At 62.2% G+C, this 20,263-nt stretch carries 12 protein-coding genes and 3 pseudogenes; 4 read left to right on the top strand and 11 right to left on the bottom strand.

The genetic code is table 11. The annotated features are described in order from the left end of the window. Window positions 1-3: 3 nt before the first annotated feature. From C6W91_RS06885 to C6W91_RS06845, 9 genes and pseudogenes are all read right to left on the bottom strand, one after another. Window positions 4-1,683, bottom strand: a complete 1,680-nt coding sequence (locus C6W91_RS06885) for an ABC transporter ATP-binding protein (protein WP_370570606.1) — start codon at window positions 1,681-1,683, stop codon at window positions 4-6. A 5-nt stretch (window positions 1,684-1,688) separates the two neighbouring features. Further along, on the bottom strand, window positions 1,689-2,771 hold the full coding sequence (locus C6W91_RS06880) for an ABC transporter permease (RefSeq protein WP_065272434.1): 1,083 nt from the start codon (window positions 2,769-2,771) through the stop codon (window positions 1,689-1,691). 85 nt (window positions 2,772-2,856) lie between these two features. Next, on the bottom strand, window positions 2,857-4,224 hold the full coding sequence (locus C6W91_RS06875; RefSeq protein WP_274831466.1) for a CmpA/NrtA family ABC transporter substrate-binding protein: 1,368 nt from the start codon (window positions 4,222-4,224) through the stop codon (window positions 2,857-2,859). Window positions 4,225-4,497: 273 nt separating this feature from the next. Beyond that, the gene (locus tag C6W91_RS06870; RefSeq protein ID WP_370570605.1) at window positions 4,498-5,673 is read right to left on the bottom strand and encodes a CmpA/NrtA family ABC transporter substrate-binding protein; all 1,176 of its coding nucleotides are present in this window, start codon (window positions 5,671-5,673) and stop codon (window positions 4,498-4,500) included. Beyond that, window positions 5,670-6,254: an ANTAR domain-containing response regulator gene (locus C6W91_RS06865; RefSeq protein ID WP_065272431.1), complete on the bottom strand. Its 585-nt coding sequence runs from the start codon at window positions 6,252-6,254 to the stop codon at window positions 5,670-5,672. The genes C6W91_RS06870 and C6W91_RS06865 overlap by 4 nt, the downstream gene beginning before the upstream one ends. Before the next feature lie 216 nt (window positions 6,255-6,470). Next, window positions 6,471-7,436, bottom strand: a complete 966-nt coding sequence (locus C6W91_RS06860; protein ID WP_370570604.1) for an ABC transporter ATP-binding protein — start codon at window positions 7,434-7,436, stop codon at window positions 6,471-6,473. Continuing rightward, window positions 7,433-9,318 (bottom strand): annotated as a pseudogene (locus C6W91_RS06855) (dipeptide/oligopeptide/nickel ABC transporter permease/ATP-binding protein). The gene C6W91_RS06860 and the pseudogene C6W91_RS06855 overlap by 4 nt, the downstream one beginning before the upstream one ends. After that, complete coding sequence (locus tag C6W91_RS06850) at window positions 9,315-10,262, bottom strand: ABC transporter permease (protein WP_065272428.1); 948 nt, start codon at window positions 10,260-10,262, stop codon at window positions 9,315-9,317. The pseudogene C6W91_RS06855 and the gene C6W91_RS06850 overlap by 4 nt, the downstream one beginning before the upstream one ends. A 57-nt stretch (window positions 10,263-10,319) precedes the next feature. Beyond that, window positions 10,320-11,894: an ABC transporter substrate-binding protein gene (locus C6W91_RS06845; protein ID WP_065272427.1), complete on the bottom strand. Its 1,575-nt coding sequence runs from the start codon at window positions 11,892-11,894 to the stop codon at window positions 10,320-10,322. A gap of 91 nt (window positions 11,895-11,985) precedes the next feature. On the opposite strand from C6W91_RS06845, the gene C6W91_RS06840 reads away from it, so the two are divergent. The 4 genes and pseudogenes from C6W91_RS06840 (at window position 11,986) to C6W91_RS06825 (ending at window position 18,545) form a co-directional block, all read left to right on the top strand. Further along, window positions 11,986-12,651 carry a DUF1028 domain-containing protein gene (locus C6W91_RS06840; RefSeq protein WP_065272426.1) on the top strand — a complete coding sequence of 222 codons (666 nt, stop codon included), beginning with the start codon at window positions 11,986-11,988 and terminating at the stop codon, window positions 12,649-12,651. A gap of 295 nt (window positions 12,652-12,946) precedes the next feature. Next, window positions 12,947-16,927: pseudogene (locus C6W91_RS06835) on the top strand (LamG-like jellyroll fold domain-containing protein); the annotation flags it as partial. A 32-nt stretch (window positions 16,928-16,959) separates the two neighbouring features. Continuing rightward, window positions 16,960-17,100, top strand: a pseudogene (locus C6W91_RS06830) (calcium-binding protein); the annotation flags it as partial. A 590-nt stretch (window positions 17,101-17,690) separates the two neighbouring features. Continuing rightward, window positions 17,691-18,545, top strand: coding sequence for a DMT family transporter (locus C6W91_RS06825; protein ID WP_274827530.1), 855 nt, complete (start codon window positions 17,691-17,693; stop codon window positions 18,543-18,545). A 24-nt stretch (window positions 18,546-18,569) separates the two neighbouring features. Here C6W91_RS06825 and C6W91_RS06820 read toward each other — a convergent pair whose 3' ends face one another. Together C6W91_RS06820 and C6W91_RS06815 are read right to left on the bottom strand one after the other, a co-directional pair. Continuing rightward, window positions 18,570-18,929: a DUF5368 domain-containing protein gene (locus C6W91_RS06820; protein ID WP_274827529.1), complete on the bottom strand. Its 360-nt coding sequence runs from the start codon at window positions 18,927-18,929 to the stop codon at window positions 18,570-18,572. A 13-nt stretch (window positions 18,930-18,942) separates the two neighbouring features. Then, window positions 18,943-20,259 carry an FAD/NAD(P)-binding oxidoreductase gene (locus C6W91_RS06815; RefSeq protein ID WP_370570603.1) on the bottom strand — a complete coding sequence of 439 codons (1,317 nt, stop codon included), beginning with the start codon at window positions 20,257-20,259 and terminating at the stop codon, window positions 18,943-18,945. Between the last annotated feature and the right edge of the window lie 4 nt (window positions 20,260-20,263).

Below are 20,263 nucleotides of genomic sequence, written 5' to 3'. Positions count from 1 at the left end.
TTCTCACTCCGCAGCGACGGCGCTCAGCGCCGGTTTTTTCGGTTTCGCGCCATGCTCGTATTCTTCCAGGAAATCGAGCACCTCTTGCCGGTAGGTGTAGTAATCTGGGTGTTCGAGCAGCGCCTTGCGGGTGCGTGGGCGCGGCAGGTCGACCTCGGTGATCTTGCCGATGGTGGCCTGCGGGCCGTTCGTCATCATCACCACGCGGTCAGCCAGAAGGATCGCCTCGTCCACATCGTGGGTGACGCAGATGGCGGTCACCTTGGTGCGGGACCAGACCTCCATCAGAACCTCTTGCAGTTCCCAGCGGGTCAGGCTGTCGAGCATCCCGAAGGGTTCATCCAGCAGCAGCAATTTCGGCGACAGGGCAAATGCGCGGGCGATGCCCACCCGTTGCTGCATGCCATTGGACATGTCGCTAGCCGGGCGGTCCATCGCATCGGCCAGGCCGACGCGCTCCAAATAGTATTCCACCACATCCTGCCGCTCGGCGCGGCTGGCGTTCGGATAGACCTTATCGACCCCGATGGCGCAGTTTTCCCGTGCGGTCAGCCAGGGAAAGAGGTTCGGCGACTGGAACACCACGGCGCGTTCGGGATCGGCACCCTCCACGTGGCGACGGTCCAGTTTGATCGCGCCCTTGGAGATCGGGTTGAGGCCCGCCGCCATGGTCAGGACAGTGGATTTGCCGCAGCCCGAATGGCCGATCAGCGAGATGAACTCGCCCTTGTTGATCTTGAGGTTGAAATCCTCGACCACGGTGAGCGGCCCCTTCGGCGTGGGGTAGATCTTGTGCAGTTGCGAGAAGTCGAGGAAGCGTTCCTCGGTCGCGCTTTCCTGGGCCTTGGCCACCGCAGACGGCAGGCCATGAATCGGGGTCACATCCGGCAACAGGCGGGTGCCTTCGACCTTGGCCTCAATCCCAACCTCCATCAGGTAGGAGGTGACCTGGCTGCGCAGGGTCTTGAACCCCTCGTGGTGGTTCATCTCGACCCGGTCGCGCGGGCGGGGGATGGTGACGCGGAATTCCTCGCCCAATGTGCCATCGGGATTGAGGGCGATGATGCGGTCGGCCAGAAGGATCGCCTCATCCACGTCATTGGTGATGAGGACACAAGTCTTCTTGTCCGCCTCCCAGATCGCCTCGATCTCATCCGCGAGGTTGGCACGGGTCAGCGCATCAAGCGCCGAAAGCGGCTCGTCCAGAAGCAACACCTCGGGCGACATCGCAAGGGCACGGGCAACATTGACCCGCTGGCGCATCCCGCCGGACAGTTCCGCCGGGCGGCGGCTGGCGGCATGGGACAGGCCCACCATCTGGATGTAATGGGCGACCTTCGCGTCTTTTTCCGCCTTTGCCATCTTTGGATAGACCGTATCGACGGCAAGGCGCACGTTGCCCGCCACGGTCAGCCAAGGCATCAGCGAATAGCTTTGAAAGATCACGCCGCGTTCGGGGCCGGGGCCGTCGATCTTCTGGCCGCGAAAGCTGACGGTGCCTTTGGTCGGGCTGTCGAGCCCCGCCATCAGGTTGATCAGGGTGGTCTTGCCGGTGCCGGAAAAGCCAAGCAGCACGAGGAATTCGCCCTCTTCGACCTCAAGGTTGATGTTCTTCAGCACATGGGTTGCGCTGGTGCCAGTGCCAAAGCTTTTGGAGACGTTGTCGAATGTCAGAATAGCCATGGCGATCACCGGTTGTTCGTGAAGGTGAACAGGGACTGCAGCGCAAACATCACCCGGTCCAAGAGGAAGCCGATGATGCCGATGGTGAAGACGGCCACCATGATCTTGGCGAGCGAGCTGGAAGAGCCGTTCTGGAACTCATCCCAGACGAATTTGCCAAGCCCCGGGTTCTGCGCCAGCATTTCCGCGGCGATCAGCACCATCCAGCCCACGCCCAGGGACAGGCGCAACCCGGTAAAGATCAGCGGCAGCGCCGAGGGCAGCACCAGTCGGGTGATCTTGGTCCAGGTGTTCATTTTCAGAACCTTGGAGACATTCACCAGATCCTTGTCGATCGAGGCGACGCCCAGCGCGGTGTTGATCAGCGTCGGCCAGAGCGAGCAGAGCGTCACGGTGATGGCCGAGATCAGGAAGCTCTTGGAGAACAGCCCGTCATTGGTCGCATAAACGGCGGAGACGATCATGGTGACGATCGGCAGCCAGGCCAGCGGCGAAACCGGTTTGAAGATCTGCACCAGCGGGTTGATGGCGGCATTTGCGGTGGGCGACAGACCTGCCGCGATGCCCAGCGGTACGGCAACGGCGGTGGCGATCAGAAAGCCAAAGAACACCGTGCGGATCGAAGTCCAGATCTGCTGGTAATAGCTCGGCGCGCCGGTATAGGCGACGGTCTTCACTTCATCGGCGCGGCCCGCGGCGATCAGTTTCTCGTTGCGCTTGGCCAGCATGGCCTCGAATTTTTCGCGCTTGGCCGCCTTGGCCTGCGCATCCTCGTGCAGGTTCACAACCTCGGCCCAGACCTGAGCGGGGCCAGGCACCGCGCCAAGTGAGGTCTGCACCTTCGGGGCCAATGTGCCCCAAAGCAGCAGGAAGGCGAGGATCGCGATAAGTGGCACGGCCAGAAGGCGCCAGATTTCCTTGACCTGAGCCTGTGGATTGTCGCCTGCAACCGCTTTCAGGATCGGAGTCATCCAGGCAAGGCCCAGAACCTGGAACCATTTGTCGGCGGTGTTGATCTTGGTGAACAGCCTTGCGCGCCGGGCTTCGCGCTCCTCGGCGGCGGCAAAATCGGGGTCGGTCGTGGTCATCGGAAGAGCCTTTCGGAACCGGAGGTACAACGGAGAGAGGGGAGATGGAGCGCGCCGCTTCAGGCGCTCTCCGGGTCAGGAGAGGTCAGCCTTCCACACCGGCGCCCACGACAACCTGCTCACCCTTCAGGCCGATCGGCAGGCTTTCGAGGTAGGCGTTGGGGGTGCGGCCATCAAAGGCGATGCCGTCGATGATATCCTCGGCCGGGGTCGGAGCCTTGTAGCCATCGCTGTCCCAGGGGAAATCGGCACTGTCGGCAAGGCCTTCGTCGACCAGCATCTTGGCCGCCTCAAGGTAGATGTCCGGGCGATAGACCGATTTGGCGACCTCGTCATACCAGCTGTCGGGCTTGGCATCGGCGATCTGGCCCCAGCGGCGCATCTGCGTCAGGTACCAGACGGCATCCGAATAAAACGGGTATGTGGCGTTGTAGCGGAAGAAGACATTGAAATCGGGTACTTCGCGCTTGTCGCCCTTTTCATACTCAAAGGTGCCGGTCATCGAATTGGCGATGACGTCGTAATCTGCACCGACGTATTCCGGACGGCTCAGGATCTCGACCGCTTCGGGACGGTTGGCGTTGTCGTTCTCATCCAGCCAGATGGCGGCGCGGATCAGGGCCTTGGTCACGGCGCGGGTGGTGTTGGGGTATTCTTCGGCAAACTCGGCGGTGATGCCAAAGACCTTTTCCGGGTTGTTCTTCCACAGCTCGTAATCGGTGACCACCGGAACGCCGATGCCCTTGAACACCGCCTGCTGGTTCCAGGGCTCGCCCACGCAGTAGCCATTGATGGTGCCCGCTTCCAGCGTGGCGGGCATCTGCGGCGGCGGGGTCACGGACAGGAAGACATCGGCGCCGATCTGGCCGGTCACGTTTTCCGGGCTGTAATAGCCGGGATGCAAACCGCCGGCGGCCAGCCAGTAACGCAGTTCGTAGTTATGCGTGGAGACCGGGAAGACCATGCCCATGTTGAAGGGCTTGCCTTCGGACTTATACTGTTCGACCACCGGCGCCAGCGCCTCGGCCGAAATGGGGTGCTGCGGACGACCGTCATCCATGGTGGGGATGTTCGGTTTCATCATGTCCCAGACTTCGTTGGAGACGGTGATGCCGTTGCCGTTCAGATCCATTGAGAAAGGCGTGATGATATGCGCCTCGGTGCCAAAGCCGATGGTCGCGGCCAGTGGCTGTCCAGCCAGCATATGCGCACCGTCCAGCTGCCCGCCGATGACGCCATCCAAAAGAACCTTCCAGTTGGCCTGCGCTTCCAGCGTGACGAACAGGCCTTCGTCGAGGAAATAGCCCTGCTCATAGGCCACGGCGAGGGGCGCCATGTCGGTCAGCTTGATAAAGCCGAAGGTCAACTCGTCTTTTTCAAGTTCCAGTGCTTCGGCAAAGGCCGGGCTGGTCAGAGCGGTGGAGGCCACGAGGCCAAGCATCAGTTTTCTCATCTTCTTCCCTTTCGGTAAGGCCCGGTCGGAGGAGGATGGAACCGGGCAAACGCAAAACAGGCCGCTACGCTACGCGCCGATGGTTTCGGCGGTGCGAGAGCGGCCTTGCTCAGAATATCCCTGTCAGTGGGAGAATTTCGGACCGGTCCACCCCGTTGTGAACCGATGTCCTCATCTTGCGGCAGCGCAGCATGATCGCGAAGAAAAAACGAAAATCTGATCGGGATTTTCCCAACCAGGACGGCCTGGGCGGGATTTCTGCCCAATAAGTGATCAATCCAGGGCCTCTGGGTCAAAAATCCGACCATCAAAGAACGCATCAGGCATCAGGCACAATTCGCCCCGCGTCGAGGCCACCGCCGTTTTGTGTCGAATCGCACCTTCCAGTTTTTCGGAGGCCCCCGGCATATCCACTCCGGCTTCGCTCAGTAGGCTGCGATGCAGATCCGCGCGGAAAACCCGGGCGACCTCATCAAGGGAGGGCGAGGCTGCGGCCTCATGGGATTGTTGCAGACGATGGGCGATCCATTTCGCCTGACTGCGCCACGGAAAGGTGGCCGCGCCGTGGTGGAATTCGACAAAACTGTCGACCCGGCGCTGCTCGCCTCGATCCGAAACGGTGAACTGCCCCGATAGGGCTCGGTCAATCAGTTCCGGCGACACATCCAGATAGTTCTTGCGCGACAGGATCTCTCCGGCGGTGCTGCGACTTTCGGGTTTGGCCAGCCAGCGCCCAGCCTGCCACAACGCCCGCATCATCCGCCCCAGAAGAGCCGGTTCGCTCTCGGCCCATTCGGTTTTGACGGCGAGTACCTTTTCCGGCGCAAAGCCCCAGATCGCCTTGCCGGGCAGCAGCAGCGCCCCTGAGCCCTGATCCACCGCGACCGATCCCCAGGGTTCACCGACACAGAAGGCATCCACATCGCCATTGGCCAGAGCAGTCGCCATCAGCGGCGGCGGCACCGTGCGGATTTCAATCCCCCCAGCCCCAAGGGCAGTGCCTTCACACCAGTAGCGCAGCAATTCCACATGCATCGAGAACGGAAACGGCACGCCAAAGACAACCGGGCCGGAGCGCACCTCGGCCAGCGCTGCGGCGGCCTTCACCGGATCGGCGAAATCAAAACCATAGCCAATGTCACGCAACCGCTCTTCCAGCGCGCGGCCAACACCGATGACGTTTCCATTGACCGACAGGACCGACACCGCCGAAAGGTCTGTCTTCACCCCGCCCAGCCCCATGGCCATAGCAACCGGCACCGGTGACAGCATATGAGCGGCCTCGACCCGGCCAAAGGCCAGCATATCCCGCACGGAAGACCACGAGGGCGCGGCGATCAGGTCCAGCGCAATTCCTTCGGACTCGGCAAATCCCATTTCCTGCGCGATGATCAGTGGCGCAGCGTCGACCAGGGGCATATAGGCGACAGGCAGGTGGCTTCGCTTCATCCCAAGAGCCCCGAAGCCGTGACCAGCGCCTCTGCCACATCCGGCACCCGGCGTCCCTGATCCATCGCCGTCTTGCGCAGCAGCGCATAGGCGGCGTCTTCATCAATGCCCTTTGCCTTCATCAGCAGCCCCTTGGCCCGGTCGATGACCTTGCGTTCTTCCAGCGCCCGCCGGGTTTCGGCCAGTTCGTTGCGGATCTGGCGTACCATGCGAAAGCGAGCAATGGCGGTGTCCATAACGGGTTTGATCCGGTCCGGCGCCAGACCGTCCACCACATAGGCCGATACGCCCGCCTCGATCGCGGTCTGCGCCAACCCGCCAGCGGGGCCGGACACGAACATGGCCACCGGACGCTCCAGAGGCCCGGAGGCCAGCGTCAGTTCCTCCAGCATGTCACGGGTCGGGTTGTCGATATCGATCAGAACAATGTCGGGATCATGGGCCGCAATCTTGCGCGCCAGGGCACTGGAATTGCCGATCACATAGACATCGCACTCGGCGGTATCCTTGATCGCATCGACAACGGCAATTGCACGATCACGATCTTCTTCGACAACAACAACTGTCAATCTGGCACTCATTATTCCCGCTAGGGCGAACCCTGCTGGCTCCGCAAGCAGCCGCAGTGCCGCAGGCCAGCGTCAGAGCCGCAGCCGGACGCCGACCACGGGTGAGTGCTCATTTTATTGGCGGTAGCGTCAAAAATTCAGCAGACGACAAACCTGTGCGGGGCGCATATTACCCCCGGCTATCTGGCCCTATCAGGGACCTACTCCCATGCGCCGCGCGCCAGGGTTTCAGGCCGTTTCAGACAGCGGATGATAGCAGGCAGCCCAGACCCCGTCCGATTGCTGCTCAAGCGGCGGCGGCGCCTGCCTGCATTCAGCGCTGGCGTAAGGACAACGGGCGCTAAAGGCGCAGCCCGGCGGCGGGTTCAGCGGATCGGGCAGTTCGGTCTCGCGTCCCTCCGGCGCCACCAGCGCACGCCCGACAACCGGGGCGCTATCCGCCAAGAGCTTGGTGTAGGGGTGTTTCGGCTGGGCAAAGATCTGCTCCGCCGGGCCGACCTCGACCACAGCGCCGAAATAGAGCACGGCAACGCGGTCGCTGACAGCCTCGACCACAGCCAGATCGTGACTGATGAACAGATAGGTCAGCCCGAACTTTTGCTTCAGATCAGCCAGCAGGTTCAAGACCTGAGCCTGCACCGAAACATCCAGCGCCGAGACCGGCTCATCCAGGATCAGGATCCGCGCATCCGCCGCCAGTGCGCGCGCGATGCCGATCCGCTGCGCCTGCCCGCCAGAGAATTCATGCGGGTAGCGGTCAAGGAATTCCTCCCGCAGGTTCACCGCCGCAAAGATCTCCCGGATCCGCGCATCACGTTCCGCCGCAGACATGCCGTGCAGGTGCTTTAGCGGCGCTTCCATGATTTGCCGGATCGTCTTGCGCGGGTTGAGGCTGCTGATCGGGTCCTGAAACACATACTGGATCTTGCGGCCAAACAGTGCCGGATCGGCGGCGTCCAAGGGCGCACCGTTGATTTCGATCGTGCCGTTAGAGGGCGGTAGCAAGCCCACAAGCATCCGCGCCAGGGTGGATTTACCGCAGCCCGACTCCCCGACGATCCCGAGTGTCTCGCCCTCTTCGACGGAGAGCGACAGGGGCTGGACTGCGCGCACCAGTCCCTTTGCCGGGCCGAACAGGCGCTTGCCCACCGGAAAGGTCTTGCTGAGGTCGGTCAGTTTCAGAGCCGTCGTCATGCGCGTGCCTCCTGCAGTTTGTCTTCTGGCGCGATGCAGCGCACCCGGTGGTCGGCGCCATGATCGGAAAGCAGGACATCTGCCGCGCGGCAGCCCTCTTGTGCCTTGTGGCATCGATCCGCGAAGGCGCAGCCCTGCGGCAGCCGATCAACCGCAGGCGGCAGCCCCGGGATCGCGGCCAGCTCGCGCCGCCCCTGCCCCAATTCGGGCACGCAGGCCATCAGCCGCGCCGTATAGGGATGCGCCGGAGCGTTAAGGATCGCCTCACTGGGGCCTTCCTCCACGATCCGTCCCGCGTACATCACCGCGACCCGATCGCAGATCTGCGCCACCACGCCGAAATCATGGGTGATAAAGATGATCGCCAACCCGCGTTCGCGCCGCAGGTCATCGAGCAGAGACAGGATCTGCGCCTGCACCGTCACATCCAGCGCGGTGGTCGGCTCATCCGCGATGATGACCTCGGGATCGTTGGCCAGCGCCATGGCGATGCCGACACGCTGCCGCATGCCGCCCGACATCTCATGCGGGTAGCTGTCCACCCGCTGCTCGGCATTGGGAATGCGCACCGATTTCAGCAGCTCGATGGCATGGGCACGCGCCACGGCCCGGTCGGTTGGATGGTGCGCGCGCACCGCCTCGATCAGCTGATCGCCGATGGTGTAAAGGGGGTGCAGCGTCGCCAAAGGATCCTGAAAGATATATGCGATCCGGCTGCCGCGCAGGCTCCGCAGGGTTTCATAGGGGGCACCAATCAGATCCTTGCCCTTGTAGTGGACGGCGCCGCCGGTGATCACGCCGGGGGGCGAGGCCACCAGACCCATCACGCTGAGTGCTGTGACGGATTTGCCCGAGCCGCTTTCGCCGATCACACCCAGACATTCGCCGGGCTGAACCTTCAGATCCACGCCGCCCACGGCCTTGTAGACGCGGTCCTTGACCTGGAATTCGGTCTTGAGCCCGCGCAGCGCCAGCAGAGCATCATCCGACGCTGCCGGAACCGGACCTGAACGCTCAACACGCGTAGTCGGCATCGGCCGTGACAGCGCGCCGGACTTCAGCCGGGGATCCAGTGCATCGCGCACCCCGTCGCCCAAAAGGTTGATCGCCATGACGATCACGAGGATCATCGCCCCCGGCACAATCGAGGTATGCGGGTTGGAGATCAGCGCCGCACGCGCCTCGCCCAGCATCGAGCCGAGGTCGGCCTGCGGCGGCTGTGAACCAAGACCGAGGAAGCTGAGGCCGGCGGTTTCAAGGATCATCCAGCCGACCGTGGTGGACATGGCGATCACGATCACCGGGATCACGTTGGGCAGCACTTCGGTCAGGATGATCCGCCAGTCGGTCATGCCGGACAGGCGCGCCGCGTCGACGAATTCCTTGTGCGCGATGCCCACGGTGATGCCGCGGATGTTGCGCGCGAAAAAGGGGATATTGACAGCGGCGACGGCGATCAACGCATTCATCAGCCCCGGCCCCAGCGCCGCAACGATGGCCAGCGCCAGCAGGATATAGGGAAAGGCCATCAGCATATCGACGCCGCGCATGATGATATTGTCGGTGCGCCCGCCATAGAACCCCGCCACGATGCCAATCGCAGCGCCAGAGTGGCGGCGATCACCGCGGCGGCAAATCCCACCGCCAGCGACAGGCGCGTGCCCCACATCAGGCGGCTCAGCAGATCGCGGCCCAGATGATCGGTACCCAGCAAGGCGCCCTCGGACAGCGGCAATTTGAACCGGTTTGCCGTATTGGTCACATCCGGATCGGCCAGCGGCAACAGCGGTGTCACCAGCGCCAGCAGCACGACGACGCCCATCACGATCAGCCCGCCAAGGGCAAGCCGGTTGCGGGCGAGAAGCGAAAGAAAGCTCTTCATGTCTTGATCCTTGGATCCAGCATGCTCTGGGCGACATCGACCGCGATGTTGAACAGCACGTAACAGGCCGCCACAAAGACCACGCCGCCCTGCACCAGCAGGATGTCGCGCTTCAGGATGGCATCGACCAGCATCCGCCCGACACCCGGCCACTGAAACACCATTTCGATATAGACCGCACCCGACAGCACGAAGCCCGCCTGCACCCCCAGAACCGGGATGATGCCGACCATGGCCGCGCGCAGGGCGTGGCGCCAGATCACCGAGCGTTCATGGACGCCCTTGGCCCGCGCGGTGCGGATGAAATCCTGCCGCAGCACCTCCAGCATGGCCGAACGCGACAGCCGGGCAATCACCCCGGTCGCAACCACCGCCAGCGCCAGCGCGGGCAGGGTCAGATGGCTGATCAGAGCTGAGAGATCGCGTGCGCCATAGATGGGCCACATGCCCGACACCGGAAACCAGCGCAGCTTCACGGCAAAGATCAGGATCATCATCATGCCAAGGAAAAACGACGGGATGGAAATCCCCAGAAGCACGGCAAAGGTAATCGCCTTGTCCGCCAGACCGTATTGGCGCGCGGCGGAAACAACGCCTGCAGCAATGCCAAGAATGGAACACAGCACAAAGGAGGTACCAGCCAGAACCAGAGTGGCGCCAAAGCGGTCCAGCACCTCGTCCAGCACGGCACGGTTCAGAGAGAAGCTGCGGCCGAAATCACCCTGCAGCATATTGCCAAGCCAGATGAAATACCGCTGCACCATCGGCTGATCGAGACCCAGATCCCGGTTCAGTTTCTCAACATTCTCCGGCGTGGCATAGGAGCCCAGAATAGCCGTGGCCGGATCACCGGGGATCATCGCCATGATGACGAAGACGATGATGGAAATACCAAACAGCACAGGTATCGCCGACATCAGCCGTTTCAGAATATAGCCCGCCATGGCGCGTCCCTCCTGAGTGGCGCCGCCGCAGGATCAGCTGCGGCGACGCCTTGTTTCTTATTTCTTGGCCACGTCATCCAGCAACAGGAAGAACGACGGCTGCAGGGCAAAACCTTCGACCCGATCAGAGGTCACCGCGTTCTGCTTCCAATTGGCGACAAAGACCCACGGGGCGTCTTCCTGCACGATGGTCTGCATTTCGCGGTAGAGCTTGGCGCGCTCCTCCTGATCGGTGGCAGCACGGGCGGCTTCCAGCAGTTCATCAACCTTGGGATTGGAGTAGTAGCCGGAGTTAAAGCCGCCTTCTTCGGGCCATGCACTGGTGCGCAGCGCCAGGAACGGCAGGGTGTCCGGATCGTTGGTCATCCAGGCCATCTCGGCCATGTCAGCCTTGCCTTCCAGACCGGGGTTCACCTGGCCAAGGAAGGTGTTCCATTCGTAGGTTTCGATTTTGACGTCAAACCCGACAGCCTCAAGATCGGCCTGAATGGCAGTACCCATGGCCAGCGGATCCAGCATGCCCGAGCCACCTTCGGTGACGTAGAAGGTCAGTTCCGCCCCTTCGGCGCCCGCGTCAGAGATCAGCTCCTTGGCCTTGGCCGGATCATAGGGATAGGGTTCCAGTTCCTCGTTATAGGCCCAGGCAAAGGCCGGAGGCGTCGGACCGGCGGCGACTTCCGCGGTGCCTTCCAGAACGTCATTCACGATCGCGGATTTATTGATCGCATAGTTCGCCGCCTGACGTACGCGTTTGTCTGCAAAGGGGCCTTCCTTAGCGTTCAGGATCAGGAACCAGACGTGCGGACCCGCCTGTTCGTGCACGGTGTAGGCGTCGCTCTGGAATTCACCCAATGCTACCGGGGGCACCTCGACCATCAGGTCGATCCCGCCCGCCAGCATTTCCGCAGTGCGGGTGTTGGCATCGGTGATCGGGCGGAACACAACCGCGTCCAGTTCGGCCGCGCCATCCCAGTAATCGGCGTTCTTCTCGATGACCACCGCCTCGTTCGAGCGCCATTCGGCGAATTTGAACGGACCGGTGCCGGACGGGTTGCGACCAAAATCAGCGCCGTGTTCGGCCACGGCAGCGGGCGAAACGATCAGGCCGGTCGGATAGGCCAGGTTCGACAGGAACGGTGCATAAGGCGCGTTGAGCGTGAATTTCACCGTCAGCGGATCGACAACCTCGACCTCTTCCACGGCGGAAAAGAAGAAGGCCAGCGGGAAGGGACCGGTGTTGTGATAGGGGTGGTTTTCATCCAGCATCCGATCAAAGTTGAACTTGACCGCCTCGGCATCAAAGGCGCTGCCATCGTGAAAGGTCACGCCCTCGCGCAGGGTGAAGGTATAGGTCTTGCCATCCTCGCTAATGTCCCAGGCGGTGGCCAGCGCCGGTTCAACTTCCAGCGAGCCATCCTTGTAGCGCACCAGACCGTCATAAACATTCATCAGAATACGGAAGTCATTGACGGCGGTGACCGCAGCGGGGTCCAGCGCCTTCGGCTCGGCAATCTGGCCGACAATCAGGACACCCGGCGGCGTCTGAGCAGCCGCAGAAAGCGGGGAAAGGGCGAGTGCCGTTGCTGCGCCAGCAGCCAACATCGCCCTGCGGGTCAGTTTCAGCAGAGTCATGAGCGGGTCCTTCCCTGTTTATTTATCATAATGAATTGCATTCACGCAAATTATCATGATAAATACAAGGGAAATGTGATTGGACCCTGAAATGACCTTCTCGATTTTGACATACGACCGCAAAACAGGCGTTTTCGCTGCGGCGGCCGCCACTGGCAGCCTTTGCGTGGGCGGCTGGGTGCTGCGGGGGGATATCGAATCGGGTCTTGTGGCGTCTCAAGGCACGGCGCCCAGCAGCTTCTGGCGCGATGACGTGCTGCGGGCCATGTATCAGGGCGAGGACGCCGAAACCGCCGTCACCCGTGTCACCAGCGCCGATCCGGGGCGTGGGCACCGGCAGCTCACCGCGCTGGACCGGCAAGGGCGCACACAGGGCTTCACCGGCGATCAAAGCGTTCCCTATGCCAGCCATATCGCGGAGCCGGGTCTTGTCATCGCCGGCAACATGCTGACTGGTCCAGAGGTTCTGGAAGCTATGAAGACAGCGGCGCACGCAGAAGCCCCCTCGCCCGCCGAACGCATGCTACGGGTGCTGACCGCCGCAAAAGACGCAGGCGGCGACAGCCGCGGGCTGAAGTCCGCAGCCCTGCTGGTGCTGGAGCCGGAGCGCCCGCCGCTGGATCTGCGCATCGACCAGCACGACAACGATCCGATCTCGGCGCTGGAGCAGCTTTGGCAGAAAACCTGCCAGTCCCCCTATTTCGACTGGTTGGCAGAGGTCCCCGTGCTGAACGACAAAAGCCGCGCGCCGCAATAGACCGCGCCACAATCGCTCCTGCAAAGGCTGAATCACGGGCTTCACGCTGACGTATTTACGCTGCGCGCAACACGTTTTCGCCACACTTATGCCGCAATTGCTAATTGGTTAATGGCACCCTTGCCCATGCGCGGCATGGTTTCAGGGGCTTAGCCCCTTGTTGCATGTTTTCGCCGATCCCGGACGCAATGGCCCAACGCCACTTTGCCGCCACCTTTGGCGCGACATTGCCCGATAAACTTCTCCCCAACAGCAACCACAGAACATAGGCTAAAGCAAAAATAGGACCCTGAGCATGGTCGCGAATACCCCGACTCCGGTTTTCACGAGAGAAGCCGACCGCATTTATTCCGGCGCGCAGGAAGACATCCTGAACATTCGCCATTCCGATGCCTATGAATCCCGCGCGGCGACGGTTTCGCTCAGTTTTTCTCTGGACCGGCTGCCGGGGGAAATGGCGCTGATCTCCAAGGATGGCAAGGGCGACGGGAAAGGTGATTTCACCCTCTGGGTCAAGGATGGCACCCTGGTGCTCAGCCAGTCGGACGGGGCCGACACCGAATACCTGAAGGTGCCTGATCTCGTTCTGTCGGCTCAGACCAAATACCACATCTCCGTCAGCTTTGGCAGCGACGGGTTGATGATCTGGCTCAATGGCGCGCTGGTCGCGGCAGAACCGGAGTTCAAGCAGGGCCTGAAACTGAACGATCATTCGCTGGTGGTCGGCGGCAGCCGGGCCTGGCGCGAGGAGCAGGACGACGACGCCCATTCCCTGTTCAAGGGCACTATCGGCGATGTCATGATCTTTGACCGCCAGCTGGGTGCAGACAGCCATCTGGCGCTGGCCGAAGCCGCCGGAGCCGAGCTGGCCATGGGCGCGCAGATGCAGGCCGCGATGGCGGATCTGGCGCCGGTCTTTGGCCAGCTGCACGGCGCCAGCGACACCTTCCTCGATATTCTGGCGGATTACGGCGTGAGCGCCCATGGTCACATGGAGAGCCATCTCAACATGATCAGCCGCAATGGCGGCGACAACCGCGTCGTCGGCACCGGCGGCGCCGATGGCATCAACGGCGGTGGTGGCAACGACCGCGTCAAGGGCAAGGGCGGCGCCGATGTGCTGCAGGGTGGCTATGGCAATGACCGCCTTTTGGGCGGCGGCGGCCATGACGTGCTGGATGGCGGCCACGGCGAGGACACGCTGAAAGGCGGCGGAGGCAACGATCTGCTGATCAGCCGCGCTGACGGGCGCGAAGGCGCCATCTATTATGACCCCGACCGCGACGAAGGCGATCCGCTGAACGAGTTGACCGATGGCAAGCTCTATCCCGATCAGCCAATCCCGGCCGATGACCTGCTGATCGGCGGGCGCGGCGCCGACATCTTCTACTTCCAGACGCTGATCAACGCCAAGGAACGCTACATCGAAAAGCACACCCGCGAAGATGGCACAATCAACTGGCACGGCGTTGCGGGCGAAAACGACAAGCTGCACGACCATTGGGTCGATATCCTAGGCAACGACGTGGTGCAGGATTTCAGCCGCGCCGAGGGCGACAGGCTGGTGATCGAAGGCCATACCACCCAGATCGCCTCGATCACCTATGGCGATGCTGATGGCAACGGGGTGATGGATCATTCGGTGATCGCGCTCTACTCGGATCAGGGCAACAACGGCGGCGCCCATAATGACGACCGGCTGGGTACCATCACCGTCTACGGCGATCTGGTGAAACGCTCTGATATCGAGCACACAGCCGCTCCGGCCTATGGCATCGTCAAATCCATCGACGATCTGGAAGAGGCGCTGGCCCCGCTGGACCCCGGCACCGACAGCGGCCGGATCCGTGTCCCCGGGTCCCGACTGCCCGATGCCGCCGGGCTCCCCCTATCCGAAACCCGCATGCCAGTACTTTCCATGCCCGGGACCCATGTTTTGAGCGGTGAAGAGGGCGATTACCTCAACGCGGGCCATCTGGACAGCCTTTCCTTACGCGCGGCGACGGTTTCGCTCAGTTTTTCACTGGACCGGCTGCCAGGGGAAATGGCGCTGATCTCGAAGGATGGCAAAGGCGCCGGGAAAGGTGATTTCACCCTCTGGGTCAAGGATGGCACCCTGGTGCTCAGCCAGTCGGACGGGGCCGACACCGAATACCTGAAGGTGCCTGATCTCGTTCTGTCGGCTCAGACCAAATACCACATCTCCGTCAGCTTTGGCAGCGACGGGTTGATGATCTGGCTCAATGGCGCGCTGGTCGCGGCAGAACCGGAGTTCAAGCAGGGCCTGAAACTGAACGATCATTCGCTGGTGGTCGGCGGCAGCCGGGCCTGGCGCGAGGGGCAGGACGACGACGCCCATTCCCTGTTCAAGGGCACCATCGGCGATGTCATGATCTTTGACCGCCAGCTGGGTGCAGACAGCCAGTTGGCGCTGGCCGAAGCCGCCGGAGCCGAGCTGGCCATGGGCGCGCAGATGCAGGCCGCGATGGCGGATCTGGCGCCGGTCTTTGGCCAGCTGCACGGCGCCAGCGACACCTTCCTCGATATTCTGGCGGATTACGGCGTCAGCGCTCATGGTCACATGGAGAGCCATCTCAACATGATCAGCCGCAATGGCGGCGACAACCGCGTTGCAGGCACCGGCGGCGGCGATGGCATCAACGGCGGTGGTGGCAACGACCGGGTCAAGGGCAAGGGCGGCGCCGATGTGCTGCAGGGTGGCTATGGCAATGACCGCCTTTTGGGCAGCGGCGGGCATGACGTGCTGGATGGCGGCCACGGCGAGGACACGCTGAAAGGCGGCAAGGGAAACGATCTGCTGATCAGCCGCGCCGACGGGCGCGAAGGCGCCATCTATTATGACCCCGACCGCGACGAAGGCGATCCGTTGAACGAGCTGACCGATGGCAAGCTCTATCCCGACCAGCCAATCCCGGCCGATGACCTGCTGATCGGCGGGCGCGGCGCCGACATCTTCTACTTCCAGACGCTGATCAACGCCAAGGAACGCTATATCGAAAAGCACACCCGCGAAGATGGCACCATCAACTGGCACGGCGTTGCGGGCGAAAACGACAAGCTGCACGACCATTGGGTCGATATCCTAGGCAACGACGTGGTGCAGGATTTCAGCCGCGCCGAGGGCGACAGGCTGGTGATCGAAGGGCACACCACTCAGATCGCCTCGATCACCTATGGCGATGCTGATGGCAACGGGGTGATGGACCATTCGGTGATCGCGCTCTACTCGGATCAGGGTAACAACGGCGGCGCCCATAATGACGACCGGCTGGGCACCATCACCGTCTACGGTGATCTGGTGAAACGCTCTGATATCGAGCACACAGCCGCTCCGGCCTATGGCATTGTCAAATCCATCGACGATCTGGAAGAGGCGCTGGCCCCGCTGGACCCCGGCACCAACAGCGGCCCGATCCGCGCGCCCGGATCCCAACTGCCAGATGCCGCGGACCTTGGATATGAAACAGATGCATCAGCGGTATTCGCCGTGGCGGGCAGCCACGCGTTTTCCGCCGCGGACCGGTCGGCCTATGTATTCGACCACACGGACAGTCTCGCCTTGTCCCGCGGCACCATCGCCTTCCGGTTTTCCGCAAACAGCTTGTCGAGCTACCAGACACTGATCTCCAAGGATGCATCGGACTACGGTCAGGGCGGGCATCTCTCCGTCTATATAGACGGAACCGGCGAGTTGGTCGTGCGACTTCAGGACGAGACGGAATCGCATTACCTTATCGCCAGCAACGCAATCACCGTCGGTGAGGAATATGATTTCAACCTCAGCTTTGGCGCGGACGGTCTTGAAGTCTACCTGAACGGTGCACGCATCGCCTATGATCCAGAGATCCGCATAGACTGGAGCCAGAACACCGAAGCCCTGATTGCCGGAGCATCGGGCTGGAGCAACACAGCTGGCGAGACCGACAACCTCAACAGCTACTTTGACGGAACGATTGAAGATCTTGCGATCTATGACCAGGCCCTGACGGCGCAAGAACTGTTCGGTAACGCTCAGCGCGCGGACTACACTTATTTCGACGGCAACATCGACCGGTTTGACTTTGGCCGGGGCGAGTCCGGCAGCGTCGTGGTCAGCCGCGGCAGCACCGAGACAGAGCTGACCGGGGGAACCGGATTTGCCGCCTTTGATGGGCTGACGGTGCGTACGGCGGATATCCAGATCGGCTCGCGCAGCGATGATGAACTGCGCGGCGGTGACGGCGCCGATGTGCTGACTGGCAAAGGCGGCAACGACCGGTTGATCGGCATGGCAACGACGATCTTCTTCTGGGCGGGCGCGGCGATGACACCCTGTACGGCGGCGATGGGCGCGACACACTTTTGGGTCAGGCGGGCGATGACAAGCTGCAGGGATCGGACGGTCAGGACGTGCTGCACGGCGGTGATGGCCATGACACCCTTTTTGGCGAAGAAGGCAATGACCGGCTGTACGGCGGCCTTGGCGATGACACCATTTATGGCAGTGTCTGGAATGACGCCGGTTCGGACAACAAGGACCGGGCGATGTTCGACGGCAACTTCTCCGACTTCAGTTTCGATAGCGGAACCTACTTTGATTCAAACCGGGGGCAGGACGTCACTTGGCTGGCGGTGACGGATGCCGCCAATGGCGGCCGGGATGGATATTACGAAGGACGTGATATGCTGATCGATATCGATCTTCTGGTCTTTGCAGACCAGACCGTCGCCTTCGACGATCTTCTGTAGACCGCGCTTGCAGCGAACGGCCGGTCCCGGAGTGCACTTGCCGGTATGCGCCTGACGGCGAACGGATCTGCGCACTCCGGCTTTGCATTGTCGGGGCTGATCATCCTATATGAGCACACAAGCGGCGTTGGCGCCGCTTGGATTTGCCTTTCCGGCCTTGCTTTCCGAAATGCATTTCTATCCGTACCCGTCTTAGAAGGCGCTGAAATATTGCTGAAAAACAATCGGTTCGCATGGTCCACGCCGCAGCGCCACGGTGACGCAACGGGTTTTTACACGGGGACCACCCGATGAGCCTGCAAAGCCGCGCCATTTTGCTGATGATCAGCGCGATCTTCTGTTTTTCGGTGATGGATGCCACAGTCAAGGCACTGGCGCCCAGCGTTGGCGTTCTTCCAGCGCTCTGGGCGCGCTATGCCGGGCAGATGCTGCTGGTGCTGGTGATCGTCATGCCCCGGCTGAAACAGGTGGTGCGCACCCGGTATCCAGCGCTGCAATTCCTGCGCTCTGTGCTGCTGATGAGCGCGACCGCCTTCTTTTTCACCGGCCTGAGCAAGATCCCCCTGACGGATGCTGCGGCGCTGATGTCCACCAATCCTGTGCTGATCACCCTTGGCGCGGCGCTGTTCCTGGGCGAGGCTTTGGGTGTGCGGCGCATCGCCGGGATCGCGGTGGCCATGATCGGCGCGATGATCGTCATTCGCCCCGGCAGCGATGTGTTCAGCCCTGCCGCGCTTTATCCGCTGGCGGCCGCGTGCTGCTATTCCGGCTATGCCCTGCTGACGCGCCGGGTCGGCGCCGATGAAGACGTCTGGACGTCGCTGTTTTACACCGGGCTGGTCGGCACCGTTCTGCTGAGCCTTGCGGTGCCCTTTCAATGGCAATCCCCGGATCTGTTCGGGATCGGCCTGATGATCATCATCTCGCTGGCCGGGACCATCGGGCAACTGGCCCTCATTCAGGCGTTTTCCAAAGGCGAAGCGGCAATGCTGGCGCCGTTTTCCTATTCCGGGCTGGCCTTTGCTGCGGTCTGGGGCTTTGTGTTCTTTTCCGAAGTCCCGGATTTCTGGACCATCTTCGGCAGTGTCATGATCGCCGGCGCCGGGCTTTATGTCTGGTATCGCGAGAATTACCGCAAACGCTGAGACACCCGGCGCCAGAGAGGAAGGCTATCTGCGCTCTGCCGCCGGGGGCCAGAGCAGTGACTGCACCGTGTAGACGAGGATCGCCGCACCAACGGCCCCGCCCGCAGCAACCCCCAGAAGCACGATCAGATCGACCGGCCCGCCGATATTGGCCAACTCGGAATGCGTCATCACCAGCACGAACCACACCGCAAGCACCGCCCCCACCGGCATCGACAACTGCGCCAGCAGGAACTTGTGCCAGCTGATCTTGCGATCCCGGATCAACACGTAAACGTATCCCAGCGTCACAACGGCCGCCAAGCCGACCATAGCCCAGAACAGGCCGCGGCCAAAAATCTCTTCGAACACCGCAATCAGGGTTCCAACTGTCAGGTCTTTCATCGCCTCTTCCTCCTCAGGCCCGGCCACGCAGCATGGCGTTATAGGTGGCCTTCAACGCCACTTCCTTCATCAGCCAGCTGATCCACAGCTCCTCAAGCGGGGCGATAATACCGGGGAAGGAGGGCACAAGATTGTCGTTGTAATCAAACTCCACCAGCATGGCCCGGCCGATCTGAGTGATCATCGGGCAGGAGGTGTAGCCATTGTAGGTTTCGGTGGGTTCGGTCCCGGTGATGGCCGCAACCAACCCGTCCTCGACCACCGGCACCTGCCATTTCACGCTGGCGGCGGTCTTGCCCTTGGGGACGCCCGCCACATCACCCAGCGCCCAGATCTCGGGATACCGAAGGTGACGCAGGCTCGCCATGTCGCATTCGACCCAACCCTGATCAGTCCATTTGTCAGCCCAGCTCAGACCGGACTGGCGGACCACCTCAGGCGCGCGTTGCGGCGGGATGACATGGATATAGTCGTAGTCCAGTTCGACCGAACCATCCGGGGTCGAAAAGCGTGCCCGGCGCCGGTCGGCGTCGATGCCTTGCAACTGGTGCTGCATATGGCTGGTGATGCCACGGTCCCCAAACAACATGCGCACCTTCTCGGCAACGATGGGCACCCCGAACAAAGAGCTCTGCGGCGCTGCGTATTGCACGTCGATCTTGCCGCCGTTGCCCGCCCGTTTGGCGATATCATCAATCAGGAAAGTGTGCTTCAGCGGCGCGCCCGCGCATTTCATCTCGGTTTCGGGGCGGGTGAACAGGCCAACGCCGCCCTCCTCAGTAAACTTCGAGGCCGCCTGCCAGGTGCGTGCCGCGTAGTCCGGCCCGGCATAAAGCGCGCCAATGCCGTTTTGCCCGACCATATCGAGCGAGAAGCCTTCGATGGCGTCGTGATCCAGAACCAGCCCCGGGGCCACAACCAGGAAGTCATAGGCCAGCGACTGACCGCTCTCGGTGGCGACGGTCTTGGCCTCCGGGTCAATCGCGGCGGCTTTTTCCTGGATCAAGGTCACGCCGTCCGGCAGCCAGTCGCCGGTCTGACTAAGCACGTAATCCGCAGGTTTCAGACCGGCGGCAACCAGGGTCAGGCCGGGCTGGTAAAGGTGCTCTACGCGCGGATCCAGAAGGGTAATCTCGGCGCCCTCAAGGCGGCGCACCAGCCGGTTGGCGAGCGCCGTGCCACCAGCGCCCGCGCCGATGATGACGATCCGTGCCTTCGTCGGCACCGGCGTGCGGGCGCTGGCCTGCGCCCCAAGCGCCGCGGCCACGCCCGCCGATGCCGCAAGGCCAAAGAGCTGGCGGCGGGTGGGGTTCGTTATGGATTTCGTCATCATC

Origin of the sequence: Phaeobacter sp. SYSU ZJ3003 (assembly GCF_041300735.1) — a bacterium.
Classification (GTDB): Bacteria; Pseudomonadota; Alphaproteobacteria; order Rhodobacterales; family Rhodobacteraceae; genus Phycobacter; species Phycobacter gallaeciensis_A.
The sequence above is the reverse complement of the archived record's forward strand: the minus strand, read 5'-3'. Positions and strand labels throughout refer to the sequence as shown.

Excerpts from the sequence above, each read along its gene's own strand:
- C6W91_RS06885 (WP_370570606.1), bottom strand. The coding sequence starts at position 1,683 with ATGGCTATTCTGACATTCGACAACGTCTCCAAAAGCTTTGGCACTGGC.
- C6W91_RS06880 (WP_065272434.1), bottom strand. The coding sequence starts at position 2,771 with ATGACCACGACCGACCCCGATTTTGCCGCCGCCGAGGAGCGCGAAGCC.
- C6W91_RS06875 (WP_274831466.1), bottom strand. The coding sequence starts at position 4,224 with ATGAGAAAACTGATGCTTGGCCTCGTGGCCTCCACCGCTCTGACCAGC.
- C6W91_RS06870 (WP_370570605.1), bottom strand. The coding sequence starts at position 5,673 with ATGAAGCGAAGCCACCTGCCTGTCGCCTATATGCCCCTGGTCGACGCT.
- C6W91_RS06865 (WP_065272431.1), bottom strand. The coding sequence starts at position 6,254 with ATGAGTGCCAGATTGACAGTTGTTGTTGTCGAAGAAGATCGTGATCGT.
- C6W91_RS06860 (WP_370570604.1), bottom strand. The coding sequence starts at position 7,436 with ATGACGACGGCTCTGAAACTGACCGACCTCAGCAAGACCTTTCCGGTG.
- C6W91_RS06850 (WP_065272428.1), bottom strand. The coding sequence starts at position 10,262 with ATGGCGGGCTATATTCTGAAACGGCTGATGTCGGCGATACCTGTGCTG.
- C6W91_RS06845 (WP_065272427.1), bottom strand. The coding sequence starts at position 11,894 with ATGACTCTGCTGAAACTGACCCGCAGGGCGATGTTGGCTGCTGGCGCA.
- C6W91_RS06840 (WP_065272426.1), top strand. The coding sequence starts at position 11,986 with ATGACCTTCTCGATTTTGACATACGACCGCAAAACAGGCGTTTTCGCT.
- C6W91_RS06825 (WP_274827530.1), top strand. The coding sequence starts at position 17,691 with ATGAGCCTGCAAAGCCGCGCCATTTTGCTGATGATCAGCGCGATCTTC.
- C6W91_RS06820 (WP_274827529.1), bottom strand. The coding sequence starts at position 18,929 with ATGAAAGACCTGACAGTTGGAACCCTGATTGCGGTGTTCGAAGAGATT.
- C6W91_RS06815 (WP_370570603.1), bottom strand. The coding sequence starts at position 20,259 with ATGACGAAATCCATAACGAACCCCACCCGCCGCCAGCTCTTTGGCCTT.